21 protein-coding genes are annotated in these 15,478 nt (G+C 36.7%); 2 read left to right on the forward strand and 19 right to left on the reverse strand.

The window, feature by feature from the left end:
* Positions 1-249: 249 nt before the first annotated feature.
* Both ACESQI_RS20470 and ACESQI_RS20475 read left to right on the forward strand, forming a co-directional pair.
* Positions 250-711, forward strand: coding sequence for an Imm26 family immunity protein (locus tag ACESQI_RS20470; protein ID WP_278510066.1), 462 nt, complete (start codon positions 250-252; stop codon positions 709-711).
* Entirely contained in the window at positions 708-908 is a 201-nt protein-coding gene (locus ACESQI_RS20475) for a hypothetical protein (protein ID WP_007487377.1), read from the forward strand. The genes ACESQI_RS20470 and ACESQI_RS20475 overlap by 4 nt, the downstream gene beginning before the upstream one ends.
* Before the next feature lie 253 nt (positions 909-1,161).
* Here the strand turns inward: ACESQI_RS20475 and ACESQI_RS20480 are convergent, their stop codons facing one another.
* From ACESQI_RS20480 to rpsH, 19 genes are all read right to left on the reverse strand, one after another.
* Complete coding sequence (locus ACESQI_RS20480; protein ID WP_373126984.1) at positions 1,162-3,393, reverse strand: GH92 family glycosyl hydrolase; 2,232 nt, start codon at positions 3,391-3,393, stop codon at positions 1,162-1,164.
* 16 nt (positions 3,394-3,409) lie between these two features.
* A complete protein-coding gene (locus ACESQI_RS20485) occupies positions 3,410-5,422 on the reverse strand; it encodes a glycoside hydrolase family 2 TIM barrel-domain containing protein (protein ID WP_373126986.1) in 2,013 nt (670 codons plus the stop codon).
* Positions 5,423-6,190: 768 nt separating this feature from the next.
* A complete protein-coding gene (locus ACESQI_RS20490; RefSeq protein ID WP_007487381.1) occupies positions 6,191-6,730 on the reverse strand; it encodes a hypothetical protein in 540 nt (179 codons plus the stop codon).
* Positions 6,731-6,832: 102 nt separating this feature from the next.
* Positions 6,833-7,228, reverse strand: a complete 396-nt coding sequence (locus ACESQI_RS20495) for a hypothetical protein (protein WP_007487383.1) — start codon at positions 7,226-7,228, stop codon at positions 6,833-6,835.
* Between the two features lie 139 nt (positions 7,229-7,367).
* The gene (gene rplQ / locus ACESQI_RS20500; RefSeq protein ID WP_007487384.1) at positions 7,368-7,859 is read right to left on the reverse strand and encodes a 50S ribosomal protein L17; all 492 of its coding nucleotides are present in this window, start codon (positions 7,857-7,859) and stop codon (positions 7,368-7,370) included.
* Between the two features lie 3 nt (positions 7,860-7,862).
* Positions 7,863-8,855 carry a DNA-directed RNA polymerase subunit alpha gene (locus ACESQI_RS20505; protein ID WP_002558047.1) on the reverse strand — a complete coding sequence of 331 codons (993 nt, stop codon included), beginning with the start codon at positions 8,853-8,855 and terminating at the stop codon, positions 7,863-7,865.
* A gap of 11 nt (positions 8,856-8,866) precedes the next feature.
* Complete coding sequence (gene rpsD / locus ACESQI_RS20510) at positions 8,867-9,472, reverse strand: 30S ribosomal protein S4 (protein WP_002558048.1); 606 nt, start codon at positions 9,470-9,472, stop codon at positions 8,867-8,869.
* Between the two features lie 120 nt (positions 9,473-9,592).
* Positions 9,593-9,982 (reverse strand): 30S ribosomal protein S11, encoded by a 390-nt coding sequence (rpsK, locus tag ACESQI_RS20515; protein WP_002558049.1) that lies wholly within the window; start codon positions 9,980-9,982, stop codon positions 9,593-9,595.
* A gap of 11 nt (positions 9,983-9,993) precedes the next feature.
* The gene (gene rpsM / locus ACESQI_RS20520) at positions 9,994-10,374 is read right to left on the reverse strand and encodes a 30S ribosomal protein S13 (RefSeq protein ID WP_002558050.1); all 381 of its coding nucleotides are present in this window, start codon (positions 10,372-10,374) and stop codon (positions 9,994-9,996) included.
* 33 nt (positions 10,375-10,407) lie between these two features.
* The gene (gene ykgO / locus ACESQI_RS20525) at positions 10,408-10,524 is read right to left on the reverse strand and encodes a type B 50S ribosomal protein L36 (protein ID WP_002558051.1); all 117 of its coding nucleotides are present in this window, start codon (positions 10,522-10,524) and stop codon (positions 10,408-10,410) included.
* Positions 10,525-10,532: 8 nt separating this feature from the next.
* Entirely contained in the window at positions 10,533-10,751 is a 219-nt protein-coding gene (infA, locus tag ACESQI_RS20530; protein WP_002558052.1) for a translation initiation factor IF-1, read from the reverse strand.
* A 3-nt stretch (positions 10,752-10,754) separates the two neighbouring features.
* Positions 10,755-11,552 carry a type I methionyl aminopeptidase gene (gene map / locus ACESQI_RS20535; RefSeq protein ID WP_002558053.1) on the reverse strand — a complete coding sequence of 266 codons (798 nt, stop codon included), beginning with the start codon at positions 11,550-11,552 and terminating at the stop codon, positions 10,755-10,757.
* Between the two features lie 14 nt (positions 11,553-11,566).
* Positions 11,567-12,907 carry a preprotein translocase subunit SecY gene (secY, locus tag ACESQI_RS20540; protein ID WP_002558054.1) on the reverse strand — a complete coding sequence of 447 codons (1,341 nt, stop codon included), beginning with the start codon at positions 12,905-12,907 and terminating at the stop codon, positions 11,567-11,569.
* Between the two features lie 4 nt (positions 12,908-12,911).
* Positions 12,912-13,358 carry a 50S ribosomal protein L15 gene (gene rplO / locus ACESQI_RS20545; protein ID WP_002558055.1) on the reverse strand — a complete coding sequence of 149 codons (447 nt, stop codon included), beginning with the start codon at positions 13,356-13,358 and terminating at the stop codon, positions 12,912-12,914.
* A gap of 31 nt (positions 13,359-13,389) precedes the next feature.
* Positions 13,390-13,566, reverse strand: a complete 177-nt coding sequence (rpmD, locus tag ACESQI_RS20550) for a 50S ribosomal protein L30 (RefSeq protein WP_002558056.1) — start codon at positions 13,564-13,566, stop codon at positions 13,390-13,392.
* 9 nt (positions 13,567-13,575) lie between these two features.
* Positions 13,576-14,094: a 30S ribosomal protein S5 gene (gene rpsE / locus ACESQI_RS20555; protein ID WP_002558057.1), complete on the reverse strand. Its 519-nt coding sequence runs from the start codon at positions 14,092-14,094 to the stop codon at positions 13,576-13,578.
* Between the two features lie 5 nt (positions 14,095-14,099).
* Complete coding sequence (gene rplR, locus ACESQI_RS20560) at positions 14,100-14,444, reverse strand: 50S ribosomal protein L18 (protein ID WP_002558058.1); 345 nt, start codon at positions 14,442-14,444, stop codon at positions 14,100-14,102.
* A gap of 21 nt (positions 14,445-14,465) precedes the next feature.
* Complete coding sequence (rplF, locus tag ACESQI_RS20565) at positions 14,466-15,035, reverse strand: 50S ribosomal protein L6 (RefSeq protein WP_002558059.1); 570 nt, start codon at positions 15,033-15,035, stop codon at positions 14,466-14,468.
* Positions 15,036-15,050: 15 nt separating this feature from the next.
* Entirely contained in the window at positions 15,051-15,446 is a 396-nt protein-coding gene (gene rpsH, locus ACESQI_RS20570) for a 30S ribosomal protein S8 (protein WP_002558060.1), read from the reverse strand.
* Positions 15,447-15,478: the final 32 nt, after the last annotated feature.

The following is a 15,478-nucleotide window of genomic DNA, read 5'->3' on the forward strand; positions in this document are numbered from 1 at the left end:
TGATAATAGTATCATATTCGATCAGGAAAACCATGAGGTTTGGGGTGATATCTTCCGATAGACAATCTTTATTCAGCCACTCAATTCATAGTTGATATATGAGTAAAAAAGTCAATATAAGTTAAGGTATACACTACAAAGCTGGATCAAACTTCCTCCAATCCGGATAATATCAGAGTGAGGGAACAGCAGTACTCGGAAGAAGCAGAAAAACAGTTTGGAATACCATAATTAAAATTTGAAATTAAGATGAAAAGACAAAGAAGACCCCCCGGATCAATAGTGAAGATTGACTTGAAAAACGGGTATTATAACTATGCACAATTATTGGAAAACGGTATCGCTTTTTTTGATATTTACACCAAAGTTCCTGAATTAGAAGATCTGAGTATTTTGTTTGAAAAACCGGTATTATTTATAGTATCGGTGTATAGGGATGTAATATCAACCGGACTTTGGTTGAAAGTAGGAAAACTACCTATCCGAGAAGATCTTAAAATTCTTCCAATGCAATGTATACAAGATGCACTGAATGAAACACAGTTCGAATTATATAATCCCAATACAGGAGAAGTGACAAAAGCTACCAGAGAGGAATGTGAGGGATTGGAAATATGTGCTGTATGGGAGGCCCATGCTGTAGAAGAGAGAATTATAGATCATTACAATGGAGTGCCGAATTTTTGGGTTGAATCAATGAAAATAAAATGAAAAAACTTGTTTACAAAAACAGAGAAATAGATCATCTCATTTTAGATGAAAGTTTTATTAACGGATTTAAGTGGATTGATGATAACGATGGTCACCCTACTAACCTGGAGATTGACATAAACTGGAATGGACAAGAAAATATGTGTAACGACTTTGATTTCATAATATTATTTCCCCTCATCGTCATCTTTCAATAATAATCCTCTTTTCTTCCTAAAAATAAAGTATTTTCTCCCAATAGAAAGATACCTTTCTTCCTAATAAATCTATAACTGAAAGTTTCGGTTATAAAACTAAAAGTTTTAATCTTACAACTAAAACTTTCATTTGTATAACCCAAACTTGCGATTATAGTTTGTCCAATAAGAAAGAGAGCTTTTTCCAGAAAGAAAGGTAAGTTTCATTCCTGACTTTCGTAAGTATGAAAAGGATAGTATACAAACAAGCTTATCAATACACACCTGGACGATCATTCATAACAAAGCGAATCTCCTTAGCACCGATCAAATCAAAATAATTAATAAATGGTTTCAGAATTTTCTTTCCGTCCAAAAACACGGATTGGACATATTTATTCTCCTCCGAAAGATTATCTGCTTTTATTAACAGATCATGATCTTTCAACCGAATTTTAATTTCTGAAAATTGAGGAGCACCTATGGCAAACTCATTACTCCCGGGAGTTACAGGATAAAATCCCATAACAGAAAAAAGATACCAGGCAGACATTTGCCCACAATCATCATTTCCGTTTACACCATCAGGAGTATCTTTATAATTCAGCTTTACATGCTTCCGCACTAACTCCTGGGTCTTCCAGGGTTCATTACAGTAATTATATAAATAGATATAATGATGGCCTGGCTCATTATCATGCTTATAATGATCTTCTTCAAAATTCCGATCCAACTTATCAGAAAAAGCCTGTGGTCCTCCCATCAAATCAATCATTCCGGGAATATCCTGAAGGACACAAAACAAATAAGTCCACTTCGAACCTTCCGTCAATCCATGCCGTGAATTATCATCCAGATCAATCCAGGTTCCGTCATAGTTACGAGGCAAGAAAAAACCTTTCTCAGGATTGTACAAGTTTTTATAATTTCCACTAAATCGCATCAAATGGGCATAATCTTCCATCTTCCCTAACGATTTCGCCATTTGTGCTACACACCAGTCATCATATGCATATTCCAGTGTTCTTGAAACCGATTCGGCTGTTTTATCATCCGGCACATATCCTATCGAATGGTAATAACTTGCTCCTGCACGTCCTTCATAAGAAGTCCAATAATCACGGTCACCGTATTTTCTATTTGTATCGCAATCAGGAGGAACCATTGCATCTTTTCGTATAGCTTCATAGGCCAGATTGACATCAAAGTTACGAATCCCTTTCATATAGGCATCTGCAATAACTGCATCCGCATGAGTGGCTATCATAATATTGGTATAGGTTGGATTAGGCCACATAGGAAGCCAGCCGCCTTCTTTATACATTTGCAATAATGAAGTGATCCAGTCACCGGTTAACTGTGGTTCCAGCAACGTCATCAGGGGATGAAAAGCTCTGAATGTATCCCATAAAGAATAATCATTATACGAAATACCTTCATGAATCCGGTCGTCAAATGCACTGTAATATCTTCCATATTCAGAAAACTCGCGAGGGAAAAGATAAGAATGATACAGTGCCGTATAAAAAATACGGGCATCTCTTTCGCTTCCTCCTTTGATAGTTAACCGGGATAATTTATCATTCCATTCTTTTTTAGTATTCTCATATACCTGTTTTAAACTCCATCCGGGTATTTCACGCTGTAAATTCAAGCGGGCTTGCTCCAGACTTATAAAAGAGGTAGCTATCTGAGCCTTTATTTCCTTATCCTTTTGAGAGAAATTAATATATGCTCCCATACGTGTACCATATAGCTCCTCGACTCCCGGGTAAAGAATAGAATCATTCCAACAACCAAAATCCTTTATATCACAATTGAAACGAATGACAAAATAACCTTTAAAATTGGGTAGGTCTGGCCCTAACTGAGCCGACTGCCTGTCTGGATTATACCCCACAATTTCATTATTCAGCGTATCAATCTTCATCCAGCCTTTGATTTTCTGGAGACGCTGATTATAATGATTACACCAATCGTTCAACTGCGGATTCAAATTTATACCCTGAATAATCAACCGGGGAGTTTTATTTTTAGGAAAACGAAAATTCAAAATGCCACAACGTCCGGAAGCAGTCATCTCTGTAAAAATCCGGTTATTCTGTTTATCGGTTAAAGTAACAGAGTAATAATAGGGAGAGGCCTTCTCATCCTTATGACTAAAATTCATTTTTCGATCTTCCGGAAGTACTCTTATCTCCTCTCCGATTTGTGGCATAACTGATACATATCCATAATCTCCCATCCATATAGTTGGTTGATGAGATCCTAAAAAGCCCATTATAGACTCATCATCGTAAACATACGCCATACTTCCCATTTTATTCTCCCTGGTTTGAGGTAAAAAATTGGTCATTGCAAAAGGAGGACCCACAAAAGGTACCGTACCTCCCTCACCCTTAATGGCCGTTCCAATAAGCGGGTTTACCAGATCTGCTACATTCTGGCTATATGAATAAATCGGATTTATACAAAATATTAGAATTAAAAACAGATATTTTCCCATGATGCTGATTATTACATTATAAAAGAATCCAATTACATTTTTCAGATAAAACATGACGATCTCTATCGCCACAAACTTCAATCTGGTTTTCGCCTTTCCTTAGACCAATGCCTTGCCAAATATAAATATTTTGCCTCTTTATAGGATTTCCACACTCTTGTCCATTCACTTTCAAACGAATATTTTCGCAATTGGAATATACCTTTACATCTGTAACCGAATCTCTCCTTGCCACATCTCTTTTACTTGTAATATGTAGAACAGGTGATTCCACCCAAGCTGACTTGTAGAAATAAAAAGCATCTTTCTTAATCTTTCTGTCGTAGGTTACTAAACCTTTATCGTTTCGTCCTGGTAAATTTCCTTCATTCCTGGAAGCACTTGCAAAATCAAACATATTCCAGACGAAAGATCCCCAGACAAAGTTACAATCGCTTATTGCCTGATAATTTTGTTCATGTACAATAGACTGCCACTCTTCCGGATGAAAAATCCCATCAGTCCTTGGGGCCGATTTAACATCCTGCTGGTGATGCCAGACGTTAGCCCCAGCTCCATATTCACTGACACCAATACCTTTGTTTCCAACCAAACGGTTCCAATGTGCTACCGAAGATTTCATCATGGAAGGCTGAGCCCAATACCATCCCGGATAAGTATTGTAAGCCATAATATCTGTGACTTTATTCTCCGGCCTGTTCTCTATGTTAGCAGCAGCTACTGTCAAACGTCCCGGATCTTCCTGATGAGCCAGATCATTTAAATCTCCAATCAAATTCTTGACCTCGCCTTCAGACAATTCGTTAAACAGACTCCAGCAAAAAATAGATGGATGGTTAAAATTCTGTCGAATCAATTCCGTGAGTTGTAACTTTATATTCTCCGTAAAAGCAGAACTGGTATTTGCCTTACCGATAAGGGGAATTTCCGCCCAGACCAACATACCTTCCCGATCACATAAAGAATAGAAATAATCGGCATGCGGATAGTGTGCCAACCTGATTCCGGTAGCTCCTATTTCTTTAATCAGATCCATATCTTCGTTATGATCTTCATTCGATATAGCCCATCCTTTACCTTCCCGGTCCTGATGTCTGTTTACACCTTTAATTTTATAAGGTTTACCATTCAGGAAAAAGCCTTTTTCCGCATCAACAGTATAGTATCTCAATCCAGTATATTGGGATAGTGTATCCACAACCGCATCACCTTTCAACACCTCTACAAAGACACGGTACAAATAGGGGGACTTACACCCATCCCATAAGATAGGACGATCTATATTCAGCTTATTAATAAACTTAGCCGTTTCTCCTTTTACATATGACTTATTGGTAGTTGTGGTGCTACCTATTGCTTTCCCCTGGGCATTAAACACACTGGTTCTAACAGATAATGCTTTCCCGGGCTGACTACTATTAACTTTTGTCACAATGGATAACTCAGCCCGTTTTGAATCGACCTGATCCTGATGAATATAAATCCCAGAAGAAGCATAATCTAATGGAGTTATACACGTCTTAGGCAATAAGAGTAATGATACAGGACGATAAATCCCCCCAAAAACAGTAAAATCTCCAGCTAGAGGAGCAATATCATTATCTGGACTATTCGATACTTTGACCTCTAAAAGATTGTCTCCTTTCTTCAACAAAGAGGTTATTTCAAAACAGAAAGCATTGAATGCTCCTTTGTGTGTACCAACTTTTATTCCATTAATAAAAATATCTGCAACCTGACTAACTGCCTCGAAACGCAAAAAAACACGTTTCTTCAACATTTCTGGTAATATGCTTAAGTGATAACGATATTGAGCTGTTCCACGATAATAATCGGCAGTTATACCATCTTCCGCATTCCAGCAATGAGGAACTGTTACTTTTTCCCAAATAGCATCAGCACCCGATTTATCAGATCGGAATTCCCAATTATCTTTCAATATATACTGTTGCCGCAACTGGGCAGAAGATTGTAAAAAAGAAAAAGCACATAAAATTCCAACTAACATTCGCTTCATTTGTATATACATAAGTACATATAGCTTTAAGATAACAATTATAAAATAGATACTCTGACAAATATAACGCGAATATCACCAACATCTAATTACAAACAATTCAATTTATAACACAGATGTATTATAGCAAGAAGGAATCTACTTAAAAGACAGGAAGTGAAACGAACATTCTATATTTTACAACAATTATAACCTTCTCTTTTTCTCTTGTAGACTGAGAGATTGTTATAAGAGTTATTGTTAAGGATGGGACTAAATATAAACATTAACAATTAGCAATAGGAATTAATCCAAAAAACTGATAATAAAAAGTGCGGGACAAATTAAAGATATCATCAAATACGAAAGTACCACCATTCAATAACACATGAATTACTATACAAAATAAAAAAACTCAGATGCTTTTATAGATATCTACATTCATCCAAAAAGATAAATCATAATAAAACCTTCATCAACAAATGACAAAATAATAATAAATATCCGAAATGCATTAGTAAAAAGCAATCTCATGCAACCACCACTATAGTTACATAAGATTGCTAAAGCTAAGTTAAATATAATTTAGATCCTATACTTGTAATAGGAAAGAACATCCTAACGAACTAATATTAATTATATCCAACACGAAAAAACATTTGGATTTTAAAGTTCGAAGGGAAAATCATTATCCGTTCGTGAAGGAGATGGCAGGCAAGACGCAATCTCTATTATAAAAGAAATATAATAAAGCTCTTAGCCTATACCTTCTCAAAAAAATAAATCACTCAATATAAGAATTTAATGTAATCTACATTTTGAAAGAAAATCAGCAACGGCCGATGCTTCTCCATTAGTAAAATACTGCACCGAAGTTATTGGATTATAAGTATAAGGTACAAACTGAAACAGCTGTACTGCTGCAAACTTCTTATCTTCAGAAAGAATTATGTCCATACGAAGATTACCACTTGTCCCACCTTTTAAGTTTGTATCGGCAGAGAAAGTTCCCAACTTTACAATCTCTTTCAACTGATCCATATACTTCAGATCAAAGAAGACACTCTGTTCTTTTGCTATACTTCCCGTAGGCAAATAAACCACTTCCTTTGATTTCCAGAAAAGACGAAAAATCCCAATTAAAAATAATCCGGTACCTAAAACCATCAATCCCATGCTCAAAGTAGAAGAACGATCTTCCATCTCAAAAGTAGAAATAAATGCCAGTACACCGATTAGTAACATAATACCGGAAAAAATAAGTCCGGAAACACTTGTACGCTTTGCAATATCAGGATGAGATGACGCAAAAATAGTTGCATCAATAGCTGGAGTTGTCATATTATTATAAATTTAAATTATTAGTAAAACAGTAATTAAATAACTGGTAATACATTCTATTGTACTACCGATGAAATGAAACAGAACTAATAAAATAAATTCCTAAATAATAATACGTCGAAGAGCGAATACATAGTATTCACTTGCCGGATGGCAACTAAAAGAAGTTGTAGTATCATATATTCGCCCCCAATGTTGCGCCAAAGCCGCATCTCGCTGTTGTAGCTGCTGAGCCAACGCTCTTAAGGATGTCGAATATTCTAACAAATTAATACGTTGGATACGGGAGGTAGCAATCTGGTGAGATTGTGATGCACTTGAAAGCTCTCCTTCTGGCAAATATGGCAACTGAGCGGTGCTGACTTGCTGGGAGTCGACTTTATATACTTGTGCATGCTCCTGAGTTTCCACTGGTTTTTCAGCGAAAAAATTGTTAGCCACACCATGAAGTGCTACAGCAAACAACAAAAGCAATATTACCTTTATAAACTTAGCCATATCTATCTGCAAATATAACAGATTATTTTATTTAAATGTTTAAAGAAAAACAAAATTAAAGTATCTTTAGACTTGGCAACAAAAAAGGCCACCATCTTTCGAGGTGACCTTTCTTATATCTATAAGAATAAGTATTAAATTATTCCGCTGATTCGGCTTTCGGTTCTTCAACAACAGGAGCTTCTGCAGCAGGAGCAGCTTCAGTTGCAGCAGCTTTCTTTGAACGGCGAGTACGAGTAGCTTTCTTAGCAACTTTCTCTTTTGCCATATTTTCGTTGTAGTCAACGAGTTCAATAAAGCACATTTCTGCATTATCACCCAAACGATTACCAGTCTTAATGATACGAGTATAACCACCCGGACGATCAGCAATTTTCACAGAGATTTCTTTGAACAATTCTGTTACAGCAATCTTATCCTGCAAATTGCTAAATACGACACGACGAGAATTCGTAGTGTCTTCTTTAGACTTCGTAATCAAAGGCTCAACAAATTTTTTCAATGCTTTAGCCTTTGCTACAGTCGTAGTGATTCTTTTGTGCTTGATCAAAGAACAAGCCATGTTAGATAACATAGCACTTCTATGAGAAGCAGTACGACCTAAATGATTGAATTTTTTATTATGTCTCATTTTTTATTCTTTATCTAATTTATATTTAGAAATGTCGGTTCCAAACGATAGATTCAGACTTTCCAGCAAATCATCAAGCTCGGTAAGCGATTTCTTTCCGAAGTTTCTGAATTTCAGCAAATCAGTTTTATTGAACTGTACTAAATCGCCAAGGGTCTCTACATCAGCAGCCTTCAAACAATTGAGGGCACGAACTGACAAGTCCATATCAACAAGTTTAGTTTTCAACAACTGACGCATATGCAATACCTCTTCATCAAACTCCTCGTTACCATCAACGTCATTGCTCTCAAGAGTAATCTTTTCGTCAGAAAATAACATAAAGTGATAAATCAGAATCTTTGCAGCTTCTTTCAGTGCTTCTTTTGGATGAATGGAACCATCCGTAGCAATCTCAAGTATAAGTTTTTCGTAGTCAGTCTTCTGTTCCACACGGAAGTTTTCTACAGTATACTTAACATTACGTATCGGGGTGTAAATAGAATCAATTGGAATTACATTCACATCGGTACAATATTCGCGGTTTTCGTCAGCAGGGACATAACCACGGCCCTTATTGATTGTAATATCAACCTGCATAGTTGACTTAGAATCTAAATGACAAATAACTAATTCCGGATTTAACACTTCAAATCCAGTCAAATACTTACCTATGTCACCTGCTCTAAATTCACTCGAATTCTCGACCGTGATACTTACTTTCTCACTCTCGAATTCTTCAACTACTTGCTTGAATCTCACTTGCTTCAGATTCAAGATAATGTTGGTAACATCCTCTTTTACTCCAGGAACACTAGAAAATTCATGCTCAACACCGTCTATACGAATAGTGGTGATAGCAAAACCTTCTAATGAAGAAAGGAGGATACGGCGTAATGCATTACCTACAGTAATACCAAAACCGGGTTCCAACGGACGAAATTCGAATTTACCGAATCTTGAGTCCGCTTCCAACATTAATACTTTATCAGGTTTTTGAAATGCTAATATCGCCATGAAATTAATTATTATTTAGAATACAATTCAACGATCAAATGCTCTTTAATGTTCTCAGGAATGTCTGCTCTCTCAGGAATATGCAGCAATTTACCAACCTTTGTAGATTCATCCCACTCCAACCAAGCATATTTACTATGGTTAAAACCAGCAAGAGAATTAACAATAACTTCCAGAGATTTAGATCTTTCACGAACACCAATCAGCTGCCCTGGCTTTACTGCATATGAAGGAATGTTCACTACCTGTCCATCAACAGTAATATGTCTGTGACTTACCAACTGACGAGCAGCAGCACGAGTCGGAGCGATTCCCAAACGGAATACTATGTTGTCCAGACGACCTTCCAATAACTGAAGAAGAATCTCACCAGTAATACCCTTAGCGGCTTCTGCTTTCTCAAACAAGTTACGGAATTGTTTTTCTAATACTCCATAAGTGTATTTAGCTTTCTGCTTCTCACGCAGCTGAACACCATATTCTGAAGTTTTTCTTTTTCTTGAATTTCCATGCTGTCCGGGAGGATAGTTTTTCTTAGATAAAACTTTATCAGCTCCAAAGATACCTTCACCGAATTTACGGGCTATTCTTGATTTTGGTCCAGTATATCTAGCCATTTTCTTTTTAAATATTTAATTGTTTATTCATGAACTTAATTTGTTGCAGCCGCGATTACAGAGAAGAAATTGATGCAATCCAAAAACAAAATCAAGTGTCATTTTAATTAAAGGTAAATCTTAAACTCTACGTCTTTTTGGAGGACGACAACCATTATGTGGAAGCGGAGTTACATCAATAATTTCTGTAACTTCAATACCTGCACCGTGGATAGTTCTGATGGCAGACTCACGTCCGTTACCCGGTCCCTTTACGTATGCTTTTACCTTTCTCAGGCCAAGATCATATGCGATTTTTGCACAATCTTGGGCAGCCATCTGAGCTGCATAAGGAGTATTCTTTTTAGAACCTCTAAATCCCATTTTTCCGGCAGAAGACCAAGAAATAATCTGCCCTTCACTATTTGCAAGAGAAACAATAATATTGTTGAAAGATGAATGAACATGCAATTGTCCATTAGCATCCACCTTTACATTTCTCTTCTTAGCTGCGACTGTTTTTTTTGCCATATCAACAATTATTATTTAGTAGCTTTTTTCTTATTAGCAACGGTTTTCTTTCTACCCTTACGAGTACGTGCATTGTTTTTAGTGCTTTGACCTCTAACAGGCAAACCGATACGATGACGTACACCACGGTAACAACCAATATCCATTAAGCGCTTAATGTTCAATTGAACTTCAGAACGAAGATCACCTTCTACTTTATACTCTGCACCGATAATCTCACGAATCTTTGCAGCCTGATCATCTGTCCAGTCTTTTACCTTCAGATCTTTGTCTACACCAGCCTTATCTAAAATTTTTGCTGAACTACTACGACCTATTCCATATACATAGGTCAACGCAATCTCACCTCTCTTATTCTGAGGTAAATCTACACCAACTATTCTTATAGCCATATACTAAATTATTTTTTTTGCAAAAATAATAAATTATCCTTGACGTTGTTTATACTTAGGATTTTTCTTGTTAATAACATACAAACGGCCATTACGTCTAACGATCTTACATTCTGGCGTACGTTTCTTTAATGATGCTCTTACTTTCATATCTTATTTTATTTATATCTAAATACAATTCTTCCTTTCGATAAGTCGTAAGGAGACATTTCAACTCTTACTTTATCTCCCGGTAAAATTTTGATGTAATGCATTCGCATCTTACCTGAGATATGAGCAGTAATCTCATGTCCGTTTTCTAATTCAACACGAAACATTGCATTAGACAATGCTTCAACTATAACTCCATCTTGTTCTATTGCAGATTGCTTTGCCATATACTAAATTGCTTTATCTCCTAAAACTTCTTCAATGAATTTAAATGATGAAAGAATATCGGCTTCTCCCGCACCTACTGCAATAGTATGCTCAAAATGTGCGGCACATTTCCGATCTCTTGTTCTCACAGTCCATCCGTCACGCTCCATTATCACTTGCCGGTCACCTTGGGTAATCATAGGCTCAATTGCAATACAAAGTCCTTTCTTTAAAAGCGTGCCATATCCTCTTTTACCATAATTAGGTACCTGCGGATCTTCATGCATTTCTTTACCAATCCCATGGCCAACAAATTCACGCACTACTCCATAAGAATGTGATTCACAATATTGCTGAACAGCATATCCGATATCACCTATTCTCTTACCTTGCACAGCATTCTGAATGCCTATATATAATGCCTCTTTAGTAACTTTCAACAATTTACGAACTTCTTCGTCCACTTCACCTACACAAAACGTATAAGCTGAGTCACCACAAAAACCATTCATATATGTCCCGCAATCCACAGAAATAATATCACCTTCTTTCAAGACAATATCTCCTGGGATACCATGTACTACCTGCTCATTCACAGATGTACATAAAGAACCCGGAAACGGATCACCATACTGATTCGGAAATCCTTTAAAAGTTGGAATAGCCCCATTATCTCTAATAAACTCTTCTGCAACTTTATCCAGTTCTCGGGTAGTAACTCCCGGTTTTACTAATTTGGCAACCTCAGCCAATGTTTTTCCTACAAGCAAGTTACTCTGACGGAGTAGCTCTATTTCATCCTCTGTTTTAAGAAATATCATTTCTATTGAAAGAATTAATATGCAGCTACACCAGCACGTCCCTTAATACGACCCGACTTCAGCAAACCATCATAATGTCTCATCAACAAATGACTTTCAACCTGCTGCAGTGTATCAAGAACCACACCTACAAGAATTAACAAAGATGTACCACCGAAGAATTGAGCGAACTCAGCTTTCACACCAAATACACCAGCAAAAGCAGGCATAATAGCAACCAATGCCAAAAAGAAAGAACCAGGCAATGTAATACGTGACATAATATCGTCAATATATTCAGCTGTTTTCTTTCCAGGCTTGATACCCGGGATGAAACCGTTATTTCTCTTCATATCTTCAGCCATCTGATTCGGATTTATTGTAATTGCAGTATAAAAATACGTAAACAGTATAATCATTACAGCAAAAACAAAATTATACCAGAAGCTCGTATGATCAGTAAATGCACGCACAAAACCACTTACATTATTAGCATTAGAAAAACCAATAAAAGTGATAGGAATAAACATAATTGCCTGAGCAAAAATAATCGGCATTACACCAGCAGCATTCACCTTCAAAGGAATATACTGTCTAGCACCACCATATTGTTTATTACCAACAATTCTTTTCGCGTATTGTACAGGAATCTTTCTTGTACCTTGCACCAAGAGGATTGCAGCTGCAATTACCAACAGCAGGAATACCATTTCAAATAAAAACATGATCATACCACCACCTTTTTCACTCACACGTGAAATAACCTCTTGGAAAAGAGATTGAGGAAGACGGGCAATAATACCAATCAAGATGATAAATGAAATACCGTTACCAATACCTTTATCTGTAATTCTTTCACCAAGCCACAAGATAAACATACTTCCAGCTGCCAAAATAATGGTAGAAGTAACCATGAACAGAGTCCAATCTAATGAAGCATTTAAAGAAGGTCCAGCCTGCATTTTAAGATTGAGCAAATAAGAAGGAGCCTGAACCAATAGGATAAGAATCGTTAAATAACGAGTATACTGGTTCATCTTTCTTCTGCCACTCTCACCTTCGCGTTGCAATTTCTGAAAATACGGAACCGCAATTCCTAACAACTGGATAACGATAGACGCAGAAATATAAGGCATAATTCCTAATGCAAAAATAGATGCATTAGAAAAAGCTCCTCCTGAGAACATGTTTAACAAGGCTAATAGGCCTTCGCTTGTTTGTTGATGCAATTGTGCCAGCATACCAGGATTAATACCAGGTAGCACAACATACGAACCAAAACGGTAAATCGCCACAAACAATATGGTGATGAGGATCCGTTGTCTCAGATCCTCAATTTTCCATATATTCTTTAATGTTTCAATAGCTTTTCTCATTGAATCAGAGTTTTACTACAGTTCCACCTACAGCTTCAATAGCAGCAATAGCACTCTTAGAGAATGCATGAGCCTCTACGTCCAGCTTAGTAGTCAAAGTTCCGTTACCTAATACTTTTACTAACTGATTTGAAGAAATAAATCCAGCTTCAATAAAGTCATTAACGCCCACTTTTTCCAACTTCTTAACTTCAGCTAAGTTTTGAATTGTATCGAGGTTAATAGCCTTGTATTCAACGCGGTTAATATTCTTGAAACCAAATTTAGGTACACGACGTTGAAGAGGCATCTGACCACCTTCAAAACCGACCTTTTTAGAGTATCCGGATCTTGATTTAGCTCCTTTATGACCTCTTGTAGAAGTACCTCCTAAACCAGATCCCGGACCACGTCCGATTCTTTTTCTTGTTTTAGTAGAACCTTCTGCAGGTTTTAAATTACTTAAGTTCATATTGTAATTCGTTTTATTATTCAACAAATAATTACTTAACAATGGTAACCAAGTGTTTTACTTTATCTACCATCCCAAGAATTGAAGGAGTACTTTCGTGTTCAACCACACGGTTCAGTTTACGAAGTCCCAGTGCATCAAGAGTTCTTTTTTGATCAGCCGGAGCACCAATTCTACTTTTAACTTGTTTAATCTTTATAGTTGACATATCTCCTCCTTATCCTCTAAATACTTTTTCAACACTAATACCTCTGTTTTGAGCAACCATTCTTGCATCACGCATTTCGCCCAAAGCCAAAATTGTAGCTTTAACCAAGTTATGCGGATTTGAAGAACCTTTAGATTTTGCCAAAACATCAGTAACACCAACACTTTCCAATACAGCACGCATAGCACCACCAGCTACCACACCTGTACCATGAGATGCCGGTTTAATGAATACTTCAGCACCACCAAACTTTGCCGCTTGTTCGTGAGGAACCGTACCTTTCAAAATCGGAACTCTAGTCAGATTTTTCTTTGCAGATTCAACTCCTTTTGCAATAGCTGCTGTTACCTCACCTGCTTTACCAAGTCCCCAACCAATGATTCCTTCTTCGTTACCTACAACAACAATTGCAGAGAAACTAAAAGTTCTACCACCTTTGGTAACTTTAGTAACACGATTGATAGCAACAAGTCTATCTTTTAGTTCTATATCGTTAGATATCTTAACTCTATTATTAACTCCTGCCATAATGATTAAAATTTAAGTCCACCGTTACGAGCAGCATCAGCTACTTCTTTTACTCTCCCATGATACAAGTAACCATTACGGTCGAAAACAACAGTTGTAATACCTGCTTCCTGAGCTTTCTTAGCAATCATTTCTCCAACCTTAGCTGCTTGCTCTTTTTTAGGTAACTTTTCAGTCATACCCAGAGACGAAGCAGCAGCCAATGTCTTACCAGACAAATCGTCGATAATCTGGACGTAGATTTGCTTGTTACTTCTAAATACACTCATACGCGGACGTTCAGTAGTACCTGACACTTTATTGCGTACTCTATATTTGATCTTAATTCGTCTTTCTATTTTTGTTGTCATGATGATATAAATTTATTTAATTTACTTAGCGCCGGCTGATTTACCAGACTTTCTGCGAATCTCTTCGCCAACAAACTTAATACCTTTACCTTTATACGGTTCAGGTTTACGGAAAGAACGTATTTTAGAGCAAACTTGACCAAGCAATTGTTTATCACAAGACTCTAAGATAATAAGAGGATTCTTATTTCTTTCAGATTTTGTTTCAACTTTAATTTCAGAAGGCAACTGTATAAAGATATTATGAGTATAACCTAAGGCTAATTCAATAATATTTCCTTGGTTAGAAGCACGATATCCAACACCAACAAGTTCCAATTCTTTTTTATACCCCTCAGATACGCCCACAACCATGTTATGAACTAATGAACGATATAAACCATGGAAAGCATGCTTTTGCTTTGGATTATCAAGCATTGCGTTTTCGTTTTCACTTAAAGTTACGTGTCCATCTTCAATAGAAATATTGATAGCAGGATTCACATATTGGCTAAGTTCGCCTTTTGGTCCCTTTACGGTAACCACATCATCCTTCAGAGTAACTGTTACTCCCGCAGGGATACTAATGGGTAATTTTCCTATTCTTGACATTGCTTTTTCCTCCTATTAATATACATAACACAATACCTCACCACCGATTTTCAATTCAGCAGCTTCTTTGTTTGTCATTACACCTTTGGAAGTAGATATTATAGCAATACCCAGACCATTAATAACACGCGGCATATCTTTATAACCAGTATACTGACGCATACCTGGAGAAGATATTCTTTCAAGTTTCTTGATTGCGTTAACCTTGTTAACTGAATCATACTTTAAGGCAACTTTTATAGTTCCCTGAGGACCATCTTCTACAAACTTATAATTAAGGATGTAGCCTTTTTCAAAAAGAATCTTAGTGATTTCTTTTTTCAAATTTGAAGCAGGAACTTCTACTACTCTATGCTTTGCTTGAATAGCGTTCCGCAACCTCGTCAAATAATCTGCTATTGGATCAGTCATATAAAAAATAATTAAATTAATCAGGCCTTCCC

This window comes from Bacteroides sp. HPS0048, from assembly GCF_964240755.1.
GTDB classification, from domain to species: domain Bacteria; phylum Bacteroidota; class Bacteroidia; order Bacteroidales; family Bacteroidaceae; genus Bacteroides; species Bacteroides nordii.

Bases quoted from the DNA above. Each gene is read 5' to 3' on its own strand.
- rpsH (WP_002558060.1), bottom strand. From the start codon at position 15,446: ATGACTGATCCAATAGCAGATTATTTGACGAGGTTGCGGAACGCTATT.
- rpsD (WP_002558048.1), bottom strand. From the start codon at position 9,472: ATGGCTAGATATACTGGACCAAAATCAAGAATAGCCCGTAAATTCGGT.
- ACESQI_RS20495 (WP_007487383.1), bottom strand. From the start codon at position 7,228: ATGGCTAAGTTTATAAAGGTAATATTGCTTTTGTTGTTTGCTGTAGCA.
- map (WP_002558053.1), bottom strand. From the start codon at position 11,552: ATGATATTTCTTAAAACAGAGGATGAAATAGAGCTACTCCGTCAGAGT.
- rpmD (WP_002558056.1), bottom strand. From the start codon at position 13,566: ATGTCAACTATAAAGATTAAACAAGTTAAAAGTAGAATTGGTGCTCCG.
- ACESQI_RS20485 (WP_373126986.1), bottom strand. From the start codon at position 5,422: ATGTATATACAAATGAAGCGAATGTTAGTTGGAATTTTATGTGCTTTT.
- rplQ (WP_007487384.1), bottom strand. From the start codon at position 7,859: ATGAGACATAATAAAAAATTCAATCATTTAGGTCGTACTGCTTCTCAT.
- secY (WP_002558054.1), bottom strand. From the start codon at position 12,907: ATGAGAAAAGCTATTGAAACATTAAAGAATATATGGAAAATTGAGGAT.
- ACESQI_RS20480 (WP_373126984.1), bottom strand. From the start codon at position 3,393: ATGGGAAAATATCTGTTTTTAATTCTAATATTTTGTATAAATCCGATT.
- ACESQI_RS20475 (WP_007487377.1), top strand. From the start codon at position 708: ATGAAAAAACTTGTTTACAAAAACAGAGAAATAGATCATCTCATTTTA.
- rpsM (WP_002558050.1), bottom strand. From the start codon at position 10,374: ATGGCTATAAGAATAGTTGGTGTAGATTTACCTCAGAATAAGAGAGGT.
- ACESQI_RS20505 (WP_002558047.1), bottom strand. From the start codon at position 8,855: ATGGCGATATTAGCATTTCAAAAACCTGATAAAGTATTAATGTTGGAA.
- infA (WP_002558052.1), bottom strand. From the start codon at position 10,751: ATGGCAAAGCAATCTGCAATAGAACAAGATGGAGTTATAGTTGAAGCA.
- ykgO (WP_002558051.1), bottom strand. From the start codon at position 10,524: ATGAAAGTAAGAGCATCATTAAAGAAACGTACGCCAGAATGTAAGATC.
- rplR (WP_002558058.1), bottom strand. From the start codon at position 14,444: ATGACAACAAAAATAGAAAGACGAATTAAGATCAAATATAGAGTACGC.
- rplF (WP_002558059.1), bottom strand. From the start codon at position 15,035: ATGTCAAGAATAGGAAAATTACCCATTAGTATCCCTGCGGGAGTAACA.
- ACESQI_RS20470 (WP_278510066.1), top strand. From the start codon at position 250: ATGAAAAGACAAAGAAGACCCCCCGGATCAATAGTGAAGATTGACTTG.
- rplO (WP_002558055.1), bottom strand. From the start codon at position 13,358: ATGAACTTAAGTAATTTAAAACCTGCAGAAGGTTCTACTAAAACAAGA.
- ACESQI_RS20490 (WP_007487381.1), bottom strand. From the start codon at position 6,730: ATGACAACTCCAGCTATTGATGCAACTATTTTTGCGTCATCTCATCCT.
- rpsE (WP_002558057.1), bottom strand. From the start codon at position 14,094: ATGGCAGGAGTTAATAATAGAGTTAAGATATCTAACGATATAGAACTA.
- rpsK (WP_002558049.1), bottom strand. From the start codon at position 9,982: ATGGCAAAAAAAACAGTCGCAGCTAAGAAGAGAAATGTAAAGGTGGAT.